The organism is Alteromonas sp. 5NW40-0090 (genome assembly GCF_057552975.1).
Map to the genome: position 1 here is coordinate 36,749 of NZ_BAAJLT010000010.1, position 14,187 is coordinate 50,935.

General features: G+C 43.0%; 14 protein-coding genes. 8 read left to right on the forward strand and 6 right to left on the reverse strand.

Annotation, left to right across the window (positions count from 1 at the left end; genetic code table 11):
- Positions 1 to 130: 130 nt before the first annotated feature.
- The 3 genes from map to dapD all read left to right on the forward strand — a co-directional run bounded on the left by map (position 131) and on the right by dapD (position 4,720).
- A complete protein-coding gene (map, locus tag AC27KT_RS13435) occupies positions 131 to 925 on the forward strand; it encodes a type I methionyl aminopeptidase (protein ID WP_179982597.1) in 795 nt (264 codons plus the stop codon).
- Positions 926 to 1,247: 322 nt separating this feature from the next.
- Complete coding sequence (gene glnD / locus AC27KT_RS13440; protein ID WP_487130741.1) at positions 1,248 to 3,899, forward strand: [protein-PII] uridylyltransferase; 2,652 nt, start codon at positions 1,248 to 1,250, stop codon at positions 3,897 to 3,899.
- On the forward strand, positions 3,896 to 4,720 hold the full coding sequence (gene dapD / locus AC27KT_RS13445; protein WP_014948549.1) for a 2,3,4,5-tetrahydropyridine-2,6-dicarboxylate N-succinyltransferase: 825 nt from the start codon (positions 3,896 to 3,898) through the stop codon (positions 4,718 to 4,720). The genes glnD and dapD overlap by 4 nt, the downstream gene beginning before the upstream one ends.
- Before the next feature lie 130 nt (positions 4,721 to 4,850).
- Here dapD and AC27KT_RS13450 read toward each other — a convergent pair whose 3' ends face one another.
- The 3 genes from AC27KT_RS13450 to AC27KT_RS13460 all read right to left on the reverse strand — a co-directional run bounded on the left by AC27KT_RS13450 (position 4,851) and on the right by AC27KT_RS13460 (position 6,543).
- Positions 4,851 to 5,300, reverse strand: coding sequence for a flavodoxin (locus AC27KT_RS13450; protein WP_487130744.1), 450 nt, complete (start codon positions 5,298 to 5,300; stop codon positions 4,851 to 4,853).
- A gap of 66 nt (positions 5,301 to 5,366) precedes the next feature.
- Positions 5,367 to 6,206 (reverse strand): tRNA pseudouridine(65) synthase TruC, encoded by an 840-nt coding sequence (gene truC, locus AC27KT_RS13455; protein WP_487130746.1) that lies wholly within the window; start codon positions 6,204 to 6,206, stop codon positions 5,367 to 5,369.
- On the reverse strand, positions 6,199 to 6,543 hold the full coding sequence (locus AC27KT_RS13460; protein ID WP_487130748.1) for a YqcC family protein: 345 nt from the start codon (positions 6,541 to 6,543) through the stop codon (positions 6,199 to 6,201). Before AC27KT_RS13460 ends, truC begins: the two co-directional genes overlap by 8 nt.
- 207 nt (positions 6,544 to 6,750) lie before the next feature.
- Here AC27KT_RS13460 and AC27KT_RS13465 point away from each other — a divergent pair, with 207 nt between their 5' ends.
- Positions 6,751 to 7,800, forward strand: coding sequence for a DUF3549 family protein (locus AC27KT_RS13465; protein WP_487130750.1), 1,050 nt, complete (start codon positions 6,751 to 6,753; stop codon positions 7,798 to 7,800).
- Positions 7,801 to 8,103, forward strand: a complete 303-nt coding sequence (locus tag AC27KT_RS13470) for a DUF3301 domain-containing protein (protein WP_487130752.1) — start codon at positions 7,801 to 7,803, stop codon at positions 8,101 to 8,103.
- A gap of 997 nt (positions 8,104 to 9,100) precedes the next feature.
- On the opposite strand, the gene AC27KT_RS13475 is transcribed toward AC27KT_RS13470, so the two are convergent.
- Both AC27KT_RS13475 and AC27KT_RS13480 read right to left on the reverse strand, forming a co-directional pair.
- Entirely contained in the window at positions 9,101 to 9,748 is a 648-nt protein-coding gene (locus tag AC27KT_RS13475; RefSeq protein WP_487130754.1) for a GNAT family N-acetyltransferase, read from the reverse strand.
- A 220-nt stretch (positions 9,749 to 9,968) separates the two neighbouring features.
- Positions 9,969 to 10,334 (reverse strand): DUF3192 domain-containing protein, encoded by a 366-nt coding sequence (locus AC27KT_RS13480; protein ID WP_014948542.1) that lies wholly within the window; start codon positions 10,332 to 10,334, stop codon positions 9,969 to 9,971.
- Between the two features lie 298 nt (positions 10,335 to 10,632).
- Between AC27KT_RS13480 and AC27KT_RS13485 the strand changes: the two genes are divergently transcribed.
- Positions 10,633 to 10,944: a hypothetical protein gene (locus tag AC27KT_RS13485; RefSeq protein ID WP_487130755.1), complete on the forward strand. Its 312-nt coding sequence runs from the start codon at positions 10,633 to 10,635 to the stop codon at positions 10,942 to 10,944.
- Positions 10,945 to 11,003: 59 nt separating this feature from the next.
- On the opposite strand, the gene syd is transcribed toward AC27KT_RS13485, so the two are convergent.
- On the reverse strand, positions 11,004 to 11,546 hold the full coding sequence (syd, locus tag AC27KT_RS13490; protein ID WP_487130756.1) for a SecY-interacting protein: 543 nt from the start codon (positions 11,544 to 11,546) through the stop codon (positions 11,004 to 11,006).
- Between the two features lie 145 nt (positions 11,547 to 11,691).
- Between syd and queF the strand changes: the two genes are divergently transcribed.
- A complete protein-coding gene (gene queF / locus AC27KT_RS13495; RefSeq protein WP_487130757.1) occupies positions 11,692 to 12,552 on the forward strand; it encodes an NADPH-dependent 7-cyano-7-deazaguanine reductase QueF in 861 nt (286 codons plus the stop codon).
- 72 nt (positions 12,553 to 12,624) lie between these two features.
- A complete protein-coding gene (locus AC27KT_RS13500; protein ID WP_487130758.1) occupies positions 12,625 to 14,181 on the forward strand; it encodes a GGDEF domain-containing protein in 1,557 nt (518 codons plus the stop codon).
- The last annotated feature ends 6 nt before the right edge of the window (positions 14,182 to 14,187 follow it).

Here is a 14,187-nt window from a genome sequence, read left to right on the forward strand (position 1 = left end):
TTACCCACTTCCAAGAAAAAAATAAAAGCAGGAATATCATAAACTTACTAAGAATGACCTGAATAGTGTTATACTGCGTAAGTAAACAAAATTCTTCATCAAACTAGTTTCAAATGATTTGAGAGGCGCTGTGACAGCTATTATCAAAACCCCAGAAGAAATCGAAAAAATGCGCGTAGCCGGCAAGTTGGCAGCCGAAGTACTCACTATGATAGGACCTTATGTAAAGAAAGGCGTTACCACAGATGAGTTGAACACTATTTGCCACGACTACATCGTCAACGAGCAAAAAGCGGTACCTGCGCCATTGAATTATGGCCACCCGCCTTTTCCTAAGTCTATTTGCACATCAGTGAACCACTGCATTTGTCACGGTATCCCTTCTGATAAGAAACTGAAAGACGGTGACATCATTAATATCGATGTTACGGTTATAAAAGATGGCTACCATGGCGATACATCAAAAATGTTCGTGGTAGGTAAGCCTTCGATCCTTGCCGAACGCTTAATTCGCGTTACACAAGAATGCTTGTACAAAGCGATTGAGCAGGTGAAGCCGGGCATGCGACTTGGTGATATTGGTCACATTTGCCAAACTCATGCAGAAGCGCATAACTATTCAATAGTTCGTGAATATTGTGGTCACGGTATTGGTGCAAGCTTCCACGAAGAACCGCAGATTGTTCACTACGGCAAGCCGGGGACTGGCGATGTACTCGAACCAGGTATGTGCTTTACCATCGAGCCTATGGTGAACGCAGGCAAGCGTTATTCAAAAGTACTGCCAGATCAGTGGACTGTCGTAACGAAAGACAGAAGCTTAAGTGCTCAATGGGAGCATACTCTTTTGGTTACCGAAACTGGTGTTGAAATTCTTACGCTTCGTGAGGAAGAGTCCTTAGAGCGCGTTATTTCACACGGTTAGTTCCGTTGGTATAGCACGATTAGCATTTCGAACAACCTTGTTACAGCGCTGTTTTTAAACGATAGCGCTATAACGATTTGAATAAAGCGGCCGTTTGACTCACGGCCGTTTTTTATTGGCTCGTTAAATCGAACTCCCACGCTCTGATGCCAACAGTGTATCGTCCTTTCCTTTCTTATTTAACTCGCTACACACCTATAACAAAAAACCATAAATATTCACAATTCAACATAACTTATGCATAAATTTGGTACTGCGAAATACTGGTATTTCATGCTATTGTTCTTAGCGTCTAAAAAGAAGTCTATCTCAAAGGTGTATTTTGACGCTGCAATCACTGATAAAGAATATCGACACCATAAATTCTGTTGATGAGATCCCTATCATCAAATCGTGCGTGGAAGCCAGTTACGCGTGGATCACTGAGTCTTTCGACGCTACGCCAGTTAATCAGCTTGTTACTGGACGGGCACAATTTGTCGATGCATTGCTTTGCCACCTTTGGCAGCTATATGGCTTAGATACCGTTGACGAACTATCGCTTTGCGCGGTAGGAGGCTATGGCCGTGGTCATTTACAACCTCACTCAGACATTGATCTACTCATTGTTAGCAGAAAAAAGCTCAAGCCCGATGTACAAGAAAAAATCGGCATGTTCATCACCCTTTTATGGGATATCAAATTAGATGTTGGCCAATCGGTTCGCACCATCAAGGAAACGGTTAAATTAGCGAAAGACGACATAACGATAGCGACCAATTTAGTAGAAAGCCGTCTGCTTTGTGGAAGTGAAAGCACCTTCGATAAGCTTTGGGATGAAGTTAATGGTCGAAACTCATGGACGAGCAAAGCGTTTTTCTCAGCTAAATATGACGAGCAGAAAAAGCGTCATGCCAAATTCAACGGCACCGCTTATAACCTTGAACCGAACATCAAGGAAAATCCGGGCTGTTTGCGTGATATTCAGTCTATTGGTTGGGTAGCGAAAAAGCATTTCAAAGAATACGACGGCTGGAATCTAGTAGGTCATGGCTACTTTACCGAGCAAGAGCACAGTGAATTAATTGCCTGTCGCATGCATCTTTGGAAAATGCGTTGTGCGCTGCATCTAGTTGCCGGCAGAAGCGAAAACCGTCTGCTTTTCGACTACCAACCTGATGTTGCAAAAATGATGGGCTACGGTGAAGAAGGTAAGGCTTCAGTAGAGAAAATGATGCGTGATTTTTTCCGCACCGTGGCGCGCGTGTCTGAACTAAATCAAATGCTGCTTCAGCGTTTCAAATACGACATGTTGAACCAAAGTGTTCAGAAGAGCGCGATCATAAACGAAGACTTCGAACTGCTCGACAATATGATTTCGCCACGACACGAAACTGTATTTTCATCACCTGAGGCTATTTTAGATTTCTTACATTTGGTAGCCAATACGCCAGAAGTAAAAGGCTTAAGTACCATTTGTATTCGTCAATTGCGCAATGCACACCGGGCTTTTGAAGCCGAATACTACGTGGAACGTCCTCTGTGCCGCGAAAAATTTATGCGTTTAATGAAACAACCTGAGTTTTTCGATTTTGGTTGGGACATTATGCATCAGTACGGTATTTTACAAGCCTACCTTCCCGAGTGGGATACCATTGTGGGAATGATGCAGTTTGACTTATTTCATGCCTACACGGTTGACGAGCACACGCATCGACTAGTGAAGCATGTAAATTATTTTTTCTCGAAAGAAAACAAAGATTTTCCGCGCTGCGGCAGAATCTGCAAAAACCTCGACAAACCTGAAATACTGTACATTGCTGCGATTTTCCATGATATCGCGAAAGGTCGTAATGGCGACCACTCAACGCTAGGTGCTCAAGATGTTGCTAAGTTTTGTGAACAACATGATGTATCAAGTAAAGATGCAGAACTGATTGCATGGCTGGTAGAAAACCACCTGCTAATGTCAGTTGTTGCACAACGCCGTGATATTTACGATCCTGATGTAATTAGTGAGTTTGCAGGCGCAGTAAGAAGTCACAATCACCTTAATTTGCTTTATACGCTAACCCTTGCCGATATACGTGCCACTAATGACAATCTTTGGAACGACTGGAAAGCGTCTTTACTTCGCGAACTGTATTTAATGACCCAAAAGGCATTAGATAATGGACTACAGTGCCAGGTCACATTGAATGAGCGAGTAACCACCCACAAACATCAAGCAAGACAAATACTGCAAGAACGTGCTATTGAGGCTGTTGCTATTGATGCATTATGGGCCCGCCTGGACGACGATTACTTTGTTCGCTTTAAGCCTACACAAATCGCGTGGCATACTGATGAAATTATTAAAGCTCAGAATGAATGGCTTACACCAGAGCACGATGGTCTGTTAGTAAAGGCAAATGATAACAGTGCGAAAGGTGGCACTGAGGTGTTTGTTTACGGCAAAGATAGAAAAGCATTATTTGCGCAAGTCGCTTCAGTGCTGGACAGTCGCAACTGTTCAATTCACGACGCCCACGTTACCGTGACCAGAGATGGATATGTGTTCGATAGCATGCTGATTCTTGAAAATGACGGCAGTCGTATAAGCTCAGAGTCTCGCATTGCGTCTATTGAAAATGCTATTTCTGCCCAACTTGAAAAGCCTGGGCGTTCACACGAAAATAAGCGTAAATTGCCTCGGCAAATGAAACAGCTGGACGTGCCTACTAAGGTACGCTTTTTCAATATCAACGATGAAGCCACACTTATTGAGCTAGAAGCCCTAGACGCTCCGGGCATTTTAGCTAAAATTGGTCACGCATTCGTTGATACTAATATGACGCTTAAGCTTGCGAAAATTGCCACCATTGGCGAGCGAGCCGAAGATATTTTTATCGTCAGCAATGAAGCTGGCAAAGCATTAACCCAAGAACAACAGGTGAACCTTAAAAAGCGTATCCTGTTTAAACTCGATCAACTTGAAGATATCACAATACCATGAATGAATTGAAAGCCATCATTGAAGACGCCTTCGAAAATCGCGATAGCATTAGCCCTTCATCTGCACCTGATGAAGTAAGAGATGCAGTAGCACAAGCTATTGATCTTTTAAACACAGGTAAAGCACGCGTTGCAGAAAAAATTGCTGGCGAATGGGTAGTACATCAATGGCTTAAAAAAGCTGTTCTACTTTTCTTCCGTCTTCACAACAACGATGTGATTGAAGGCGCAGAAAGTAAGTTTTATGACAAAGTACCGCTTAAGTATACAAACTATACTGCTGAACAGTTTGCGGCCGACGGCGCGCGTATTGTTCCACCAGCAGCGGTACGTACCGGTACATTCGTAGGCAAGAACGCGGTTGTTATGCCTTCTTACGTAAACATTGGTGCGTTTGTTGATGAAGGTACTATGGTTGATACATGGGCGACGGTAGGCTCGTGTGCGCAAATTGGTAAGAATGTTCACCTTTCAGGTGGTGTGGGCATTGGCGGTGTATTAGAACCGCTTCAGGCTAACCCTACCATTATTGAAGATAACTGCTTTATCGGCGCGCGTTCTGAAATCGTAGAAGGCGTGATTGTTGAAGAAGGTTCTGTTATTTCAATGGGCGTTTACATCGGTCAGAGCACTCGTATTTATGACCGCGAAACCGGTGAAGTTCACTATGGCCGTGTACCAGCAGGTTCAGTAGTAGTGGCGGGTAACCTGCCGAGCGCAGATGGTAAATACAGCCTTTACGCCGCTATTATCGTGAAGAAAGTAGATGCGAAGACCCGCGCGAAAGTAGGTATCAATGCGCTACTTCGCGGCGTAGAATAAGCAGTATTTCTGCCTTATCGCTAACGGCTCGGGTTAATTTCAATTAGCCGAGCCACATACTAAAAGACTGACAAATTAAAAGAGGCGCTTATGCGCCTCTTTCTTTTTGTGATTAGAACATTTCTAAGAATTAAGCCAACAGCTTGTCTTTAATGGTGTTGACCCACTCAACTACGTCTTTTTCGGGCTCTAGGGTTTCAATTGCGTCAACCTCTAACATATCGGCAACTGCGTTACCTTGTAGCTCGGTAAGCAACGCTTGAAATTGTTTACCTGCGCCACAGAAACTTTCGCCATAGCTGCTATCGCCTAGGGCTGCCACCGCGAATGGCTTGCCGGTTAGCATAGGCGATTCGTCTTTCAAATCTGAAAACACAAACTCAAGGTTTGGTGGTACATCGCCCTGCCCTGTTGTAGAGGTTATGATCAAAAGTGCGTCAGCTTCAGTGAAATCTGCAACCGACGGGTCGCTTTCTAGTGAGCAATCCACGCCCTGTTCAGCCAAGTTCTCTTCCACCTGCTCAGCTACGTGTTGCGCATTGCCGTAAACTGTACCCGCAATAATTTTCAATGTTGCCATTTTTACCTCTTAAACCAATGATCGTCGCCCTTGTCGACAGGCGGAAATTCTTACTATTTTATCAACCTAAACGCAAAACGGCGCTAATTTTTCGAGCCATAGTCGCATTTCACTGTGCATCTGTGAATTAATCGTTACCCACTTTCCAGTGATAGGATGAGAAAAGCCCATTTGAGTACAACTTAAGGCCAAATTGTTAAAATTAAAGTGCTGCTTGGCGAATTTGTTTTGTTTGCCGTCCCCGTGGGTCGTGTCGCCGATAATGGGGTGACGAATATGAACCATGTGCCGACGAAGCTGATGTTTGCGCCCGGTACTAGGAGAAAGCTTAACTAGCGAATATCGTGCACTTTGGTATTTGCCCACAGGCTCAGGCACTTCGAATTTTGCCACTGACTGATACATAGTTGATGCTGGTTGTGGCGGCTGCTGCGGGCGCTTATGCTTGTCGGCTATTTTGTCGTAGCGGTATTTTAGGGCGTAATCGATATACCCGGTGTGATGCACAAAACCGCGAACTATAGCGTGATACATTTTTACTACCTGCTTGTCCATCATCTGCTGTCCAAGCTTTGCTGCAATTTCTGAGCTAAAGCTAAACACCAGCACACCTGAAGTGGGTCTGTCTAAACGATGAGCAGGATAGACGTGCTGGCCTATTTGGTCTCTAAGTGTCTGTACTGCGAACACCGTTTCATGTCTATCAATCGGGCTTCTGTGTACTAGTAGGCCTGGCGGTTTCTCAATCGCGATGATGTGTTCATCTTGGTACAACACAGGTAAATGAAGAGCATTAACACTCTCTTCCTCAACAACGTCTATCTTCCCTATTATTTGCTCATCTGAATGCACAGTTAATTGGCCTTTTAAATCGTTCTTCATAATGCGTTGTGTTTGCTCAATCAATGTCTCCATTGGCAATGTTATCAATAACCTGAAGCTGGGACAGAGTGCGCTGATGCGCCGATGACAGGTATATTTCTGCTGCAGGCGCAATTTGCATAGGCGGCAGAGGCATTTCCTGCGTCAACAAAACGCGCATTTTGGGAATGAAAATAAAAGCCAACCAACTCTCAAACGCTAAACAGTCGACCGCAAAAGGAACGGCACTTTCCATAGCATTTTTTAGGTCTTGTTCCGCAGGCTTTTCATTTGGCCAAATGCCATCCTGATACATATCTGCTTCTAATTGTATCAATGCTTTACTTAATGCTATGTGATGAGTGCTATTCGTTTTAATCACATCCTCTCCGCAATTCACAAACGCTTCAATTTTAAAGCGCGCAGTATATCAGGGGCTTAAGGTCAACATAAGTCTGCGTGTCTTATCGTTGAAATTCATCTGCTGTGATACCATTACTTGTATTTGTTGGCGGTCACTCATAGAAGTCCCCATACATAGATTTGCCCACTGACAAATTTTGATTAAAGCAGTATTTTGGAACGAGTTATGAGCGCTAACAGTATTAATTCTATCAGCGAGTTTTTGTTACATGCAGGCACTGAATACCAGGTTTTTGATTTGGGTCGTCGCCTTGAACCCACAGATAGTCAGACTTTTCTAGAAATAGAAAGCGGCAGTGCGTACGCGCCCTACCCTCGTCAGCAGCATGCGTGGTTCGGTATCGTCTTTTGGAATAAAAATGCCTCTACGCAACACTATATTTGGTTTGTGAAACTGCCGCTTGATGAGCAAGGCTTAGTGGTTGCCGCTGCAAGGAATCATTTTCTAGAGATTATTATTGATGCACTAGGTCAGTCTGTTGCTGAAGATACTGAAAACGCGCAAACTTTGCCTGACAATCCTTATTCGTTTGTTCCCAATCAATCGCAGCTTGCGCAGTTTAACGCATTGGTTAAATGCACCCTAAACCAGCCTTTAAGCGAAGAGGCGCAGAAAGTTGAGGCCTACATTCAAGCCCCACAACTGGTTGACTGGCAGCAAATATCAATGCAAAGCGTGGCTGACTTTGTACATGGTTTTGGTGCTCATCACAAACGAGACGTGTTAGCACGTGCAATTGAAACCAATGCATCACTCTACTCTGCGGTTTTTCTCAACACCTTGATGGAAATGAGCGAAAGTGTTTCTCTGCCTGAAAATTTATTGGCGGCGTATTTAATTGAAATAGACAAAGATGATGAGGTCAATTTAGCGGCACTGCGCGGCTCGTCAGAAGGAACTTTTAACCCGGACATCAATAATAAACTCCTCGAATTATTAAAAAGCGAAAAGTCACAGAGACTTGATATTTTAAGCGTTATTGCAGCACGCCATTTCGAGCAAATGGAACCGCTATTGCTTACTGCCTTTTTAGAGCAGGCGGCAACCGTTGATGAAAAAGAGGGTCATAAAGGGGCCTTATTCGCAGGGTTCTTTTCAGACTTAGTACAGGTCCCTAAATTGCGTAGACAAGTGCTAACACTTCTGCACTCCAATGCTAACTCACAGATCCTCAGTAATGCATTTCAACAATTGTTTGTACAAGCGAGAAAGTAAATGACGTTACTCGAGTTAGTGGTATGGCTAGTTATTGGGTTTACTGGCTATCAGTTTTGGCGCATACGGGCTATTTCTGAGCAAACAAACACTTACCTTAAGCAATACTGCGATAAACACGGTTTACAATTGCTGAGTGTGGCGAGAGCTAAAACACGATTTTCATTCAAATACGGAAAGCCTGACTGGCACAGTGTATTCAACTTTGAGTTCTCGAGTAATGGCGAGGATCGATATACTGGGGAAGTTGAATTGATAGGTGTAAGGGTTATGCGAACAGAGGTGCCGCCGCATAGGGTTTAAGCTTCTATGCCAAAGAGTATGGTCGGTTCTTAATTCACCATTCAGGTCAGGTTTTACATAACAAGTGCATACGGATTGGTAATAGATAACGCAAAAAAAAAGGGGAACCTAGCGGCTCCCCTTTTTCCTGGAATTTTGAGTATCCTTCTCCGCGATCCTTTGCGACTAAAATCTTCCCGATTAAAATCCGTATACGCCCCTTTCCATCTACTCTCGCGCCTTCCTGTGCGAGCTACACATCCATGCGTAGGTCCCTTTCCTTTTATCCTAACTTACTGTACATCCTTCATACAGTGTTCCTCTTCCTGAGGCTGTCCTTATCAGACTCCGCTGACGTTCCCTTCCCTCGTTCCATTATTTGCTGCACATCCTGCTACAGCTTTGCCAATCCCTTAGCATGTCCTTCTTTCGTCCTTGGTTTGCTCGTCCATGCAAACTAGAAATTCCTTGATGGCTATCCTGCCGTTGGCTCCTTGCCTCTAGCTCCTTGCTAGCTCTCGTCCATTTTTCCCTGCTACATCCTGTATGCGAAGTCCTTTCACATTTTACGTCCCTGAATCCCTTTATATCCTTTAAAATCCGTTTCTAACATCCTGTTAATGCAGTGTCCTATCTGCTTTCCTTTCCCTTTCCCCACTGCCTTGTGAGAGTCTCATCCTTAAGTTGTCCTAACTTATTCCGTTGATGATCCTTGACTCAATCCGTGACTCGTCGTGTTTCCTTGTGACATGTTCATAGTATCCCTTCCAATTATTACCGCCATATTGAATTACAGAGATTTAAGAAAGATTCTTGTACGACTTTTGACTAATTTTTAAAAACTTCAATATAATCAATGACTTTATACTTTAGTATAAATTAATCGTTCATCATTTAGGTAAGATCACTCACAGCGTTTGTAAGAAATGTCTTACAAACGCTGTAGTAAATTTGGTGTAAAGATCGGAACTGCAACTGTTGAGGTTTTGGTAGGAGTATCACATCGAATAAAAAAGCATCACTTTAGTCTGAACATTACCTCACCGTTCACATGAGAAAGGCTTAGTTGTCCTACAACCTGATAATTGTCATCGTTAAAGAAAGCCCGATGTTTTTCTATGGTCACGAATACCGAAACACCCTCACTTTTGTCATCTTCCTCTATCACGCTATCAATTGCGCCAAGTAATATATGCCCAAGCCCATGATGTTGATAATCTGGATGTACTGCGATGAAACTCAACATGTGGAAATTATCGGCGGGAACTAATGCTCGCACTTTTTCTTCTTTCTCTAGCATTTGCTTTGTACCGAACAAACCTGCCGTCAAAAGCATCCGCAGTCTCCAGTGCCAGTAACGCCCTGAACCAAATGCTGCATCGGGCGCGGTCAAGCATGCAACGGCAATAAGCCGCTCATCATCGAACAAGCCAATCATAGGCTGCTCTGCAACCCAAAATGCATTGAGCTCTTCACGGATAGCTGACCGTAGACGGCTTTCATAACCTTCTTTTTCTGCTTGGAAAATGTCAATGAACAATGGGTCATCTACGTACGCATTGTAAAGAATAGAGGCGGCAACTTTGAGATCATCTACAGATAGATAGATGGCTTTAACCGTGTCTTGCAAGGGGGCTATTGCATTATTAATAGCATCAGTATTCATCAGGGGATCCTTGTACGCAAAGTTATACAACTGCTTTTACCCACTTAAACAAAATGGGAGAAGTGGACACTACCGCACAACTTTTATCATTGCGCCAACCACCCACTTAAACTGTTCAAACTTTAGCCTACGCGAAAACCCCCTACATGTTAACTTTTTATTAACATTTAAAAATAGTAAGTAATACCTACTTTCGTATCAATTACCAACTGACGATTTATTAGTGCATTAAGCTGTAAGCACTGTCACCCCAGCCTACTAAGTTTCCATTTCTGAAAACCAACGGCGTACACTCATCTTTTGTGGTGATACCATCGCCCATCGTTTTTTGAGTTCGGTAGTAAAGTACGCGATATGTGCCGTCTTGCTTTTCGAATAGTTCGTTGAAATCCGCAACGCCCATTTTTCTCAATACACTTTCGTAAGTTGTCCCTGTTTCAAGATTCGCAATGTGTTTACGATTGTTAAACTCTCTGTCTTCCCAATCAGCACCATAGTGACTATCTGAACCGCCACCTACTGATACGACACAACCTGAAAGCAAAACTGAAGATGCCAAAGCGACTGAAAGAAGAACCGTTTTCATGTGAATTCCTTAATTATGTGTGTTGTTTTTATTCGATACTACGCCTACTTTGTGAACCGACACTGAATAGACATAAATACGCTAACGTTAGAACCACTGCGTTTATGCGTGATAATGTAATTTATGATTGATAAACAAGATTAAGGCCAAAAATTAAACCATTGATTTTTATGATAATTTTAATGAAACCATTCTAAGAAGACTTTAAAAAATAGTGAAATCAGTAACTTATTAGTGAAATTGACTACGTAGACAGGCTACACTGCTACTATTCACGACTTTGAACCATTTTCGTATTATGAGTAACGCTAACCTGCAGCAACTTCACGTTTTGTGCCTTCAAATGCATAAAGAAGGAAAAACACCGTCCGTAGGCATTTTACGTGCAAAAGCACCCTTTAAGGTATCGGTAACCGAAGCTATTGAAGCGATTAAGCGATTTAACGCACACAAACCTAAGCTAGAGGTATCTAACGAAGAAAACGTATCGCAACAAAACCCTGTCGCCACAACTGATGAGTCGAGCAATTTGCATACACGGATAGAGACCTTAGAAAAAGAAGTGGCGGAGTTGAAGCGGGCGCTACATCAAATTATTAACGCCCAATAGCTTTTAGTCTTGCAGGCCGGTAATTTTAGGTCTGATTGACGTCAGTCAAAGCGTTAACGTCATATAGCAGGTGTAAGTTGCTCAATAAACACCGCAAGAGATGGCGCAAGAATTTTGGCAGGCTCTCTGCCAACCTGCTCGAGTGCCACTTCGCCACTTTCGTTGACAACGGTTAAAATAAAATCTTCTTCGTCAGTTAAACCAAAAAACAATGTTGGCGCTTGCCTAAGTCTTTGCTTCATCAACAAATGCCCAATCAAGTTTTGCTGAAGTCGCTCGAAATCTTCGGAATTGAAAACTTGAAGCAATTCACAGCGACCTTGCGGGGCGTTAGCCTTTAAATTATCGCTGTAGTAACGAGTAAAATACTCGCAGTAGTCAGGATTTAGCTTTAGCGATAATGCCTCTTCAACATTACTGAAAGACTGCACAGGCGATTGAAGCGTAGGAGACCATCTTACAAGTTCACCGTCTTGCGCCGTCCTCTCATAGCACGGCGAGGACCACTCGCTATCAAATGCTATCTTGAGTCCCTCGCCCTCGGCCTGTTCGACATAAGATGATACAAATTTATCTAATTGTGCTGAAATTGTTAGAGCCATTATGACGTTACCTGCGTATTTTTGGGGTACACTATACAACTAAACAGTTAAGTCAATACTGGGGTTAATTCTACTGTGCTGTAAGACTGTGGGTCGCTGTGCAGTTCAACAATTTAAATCCCGCGTAGATGCATAAAAGGTTCTTATGTCGACGGACAACTCACCTCAAAAAATTACTATCTCTGCACCTGATGACCTCTCCTTGGGTAAACAGGTTGACTATGAATTTGAATATAACCCTGGCTTGTTGCAAGGCGTGCCGCGCAGTTTAAGTCGTGATACGTTAAACTTGGCCGGCTCAGGTTTACCTTTTGATGGCATAGATACCTGGACGGGATACGAGCTGTCTTGGCTTAATCTCAAGGGTAAACCTAATGTGGCAATTTTAGAGTGCCATGTCCCTATTACCTCGAAGAATCTAATTGAATCAAAATCGTTCAAACTGTATTTGAATAGCTTCAATCAAACAAAGTTTGCTTCGGCAGAAGACGTACAACAAGTACTACAAGCCGACTTATCAGCGTGCGCTGGAGAGCCTGTTAAGGTAAAGCTAATCCTTCCAGAGCAGTTTTCTTCGCTACAATTCCAAGAATTTAACGGAACCTTGTTAGATAGTCTGGATGTAGAAATCGATCAATATTCACCTAATACTCAATATTTGACTGTTGCGAAAAGTGAAGCAGGAGTTCAAGAGACGCTCGTTTCTCATTTACTTAAATCTAATTGTTTAATCACAAGTCAGCCAGATTGGGCTAGTATTCAAATTAGGTATGAAGGAAAAGCCATTGAACACGAAGGGCTTTTGAAATATCTAATTAGCTTTAGGCAACATAACGAGTTTCATGAGCAATGCGTTGAGCGCATTTACAACGACATCATGCAGCATTGTCAGCCAGATAAGTTAACCGTTTGTGCGCGTTACACACGACGAGGAGGTTTAGATATCAATCCTTTCCGTTCAAATTACGAAGCGCCTTATGCTAATCATCGTCAAGCACGTCAGTAATATAACGGTGAAGTACCGACCAACGCTACCTAAGCCGCGGCAGTAATAGCGAATTAAAACAAAGACGAGATTATGGAAGCAAAACAACTACAAACCCTAAAACAAAATAACGCGCTTCTTTGTCAGTTTATTGTGAAACTCTCAGCATTTTATGAGGGCTTCTCGGATAAGATCGATACTGAACTTAAGGTGTTACGAGGCCACCTTTCTGGCACACCTAATTTTAGTCTTGCCGCTGTGAGCATAGAGAAACTCAACAAATCACTTCAGCATCAAGAAATAACGCTCAGAAAATACAGTGTTGATACTGTTTCATCGCTAGAAGATGCAATGAAACAACTACAGAAAATAGTATTTGAAGATACTGAATTAAAAGGGTTAACCACACAGGAATTGATTAAGCTAAATCAACCTGTAGGTGATATCTTCAGTATTTACAAACTCTATTCAAAAGCCATTGCGCTTCACCGCATTGCGCTCAACAAGGAAATGGTTGGACTTGAGCCATCTGAAATTACAGAAACTAAGTCCACTAACAATGAAAGCACATCGGCTCGTTCGATTAAAGATGATAACCCTCACTACCGTTCTATTTTGGTTGAGCTCAATCACCTTATTGCTTCTTATGCGCAAAAAAAACCTAACGATCAGCAACTCAATGATATAAAGCAACGTCTTGATGAAGGCATGGATGAAGACCAGCTGCTTAAAAGCTGCGTTGTAATTTTGCGCATGATCGTTCAAGACGCTATGTCAGAGGCGAGCTTAACAGGAAAAGTGATTCAGAGTCTGCACCGTTCATTAGGTGAAGTGAGTAGCGACGTCAGCAATACTATCCAAGGTAGCCAAGCCCAGTTCGAGCAGCGCCAAGCTGGTAATGAGCAACTTAAACGTGACATTATTCACATCGAAGAAGCCGTATCGGAAAGCAGTTCTCTAGAAGCACTTAAAGAGCAGACACAGTTTCGCGTAGAAAAGCTTGTGACTACGTTAAGCGAGCAGCAAAGCAACGACCAGCAAGGTCAAGAAGCGCTAATGGCACTGCTCTCCTCTATGCAATCGCGAATATATACACTTCAGCAGCAAACCAGCGTCTATAAAAAGAAGCTAGCCGAACAAGCAATGCAAAGCCGCACCGACCCGCTCACTCGGCTTCCAAACAGGCAGGCGTATAATGAGAGACTAGAAGCCGCTTTCACCAAGTTTAAAGAAAATGGTGACTTGCTTGCGGTTGCCGTTGTGGATATTGATCATTTTAAGTCAATCAACGATAGATTCGGGCACGCAGCAGGCGATAAAACCCTTCAGGTAGTAAGTAAATTCTTAAAACAAAGTTTGTCCGAAAATGATTTTATTGCCAGGTGGGGAGGAGAAGAGTTTGTAATGCTACTGCCTCAGGCGCAGATGGCAGATATAGATGAAAAGCTTAATGAAGTTAGAACTAAACTTGCTGCAATGCCGTTTAAATTCAAGCAAGAAAAAGTAAAAATCACCGCATCTTTTGGCGCAACCTGTTTCAATGACAATGACACTACCGAAACTGTGTTTGAACGCGCCGATGAGTATCTCTATAAAGCAAAACGGAACGGCCGCAACCTCGTAGTCACTGATTTAAGCACTGACTTATAGGAAGTA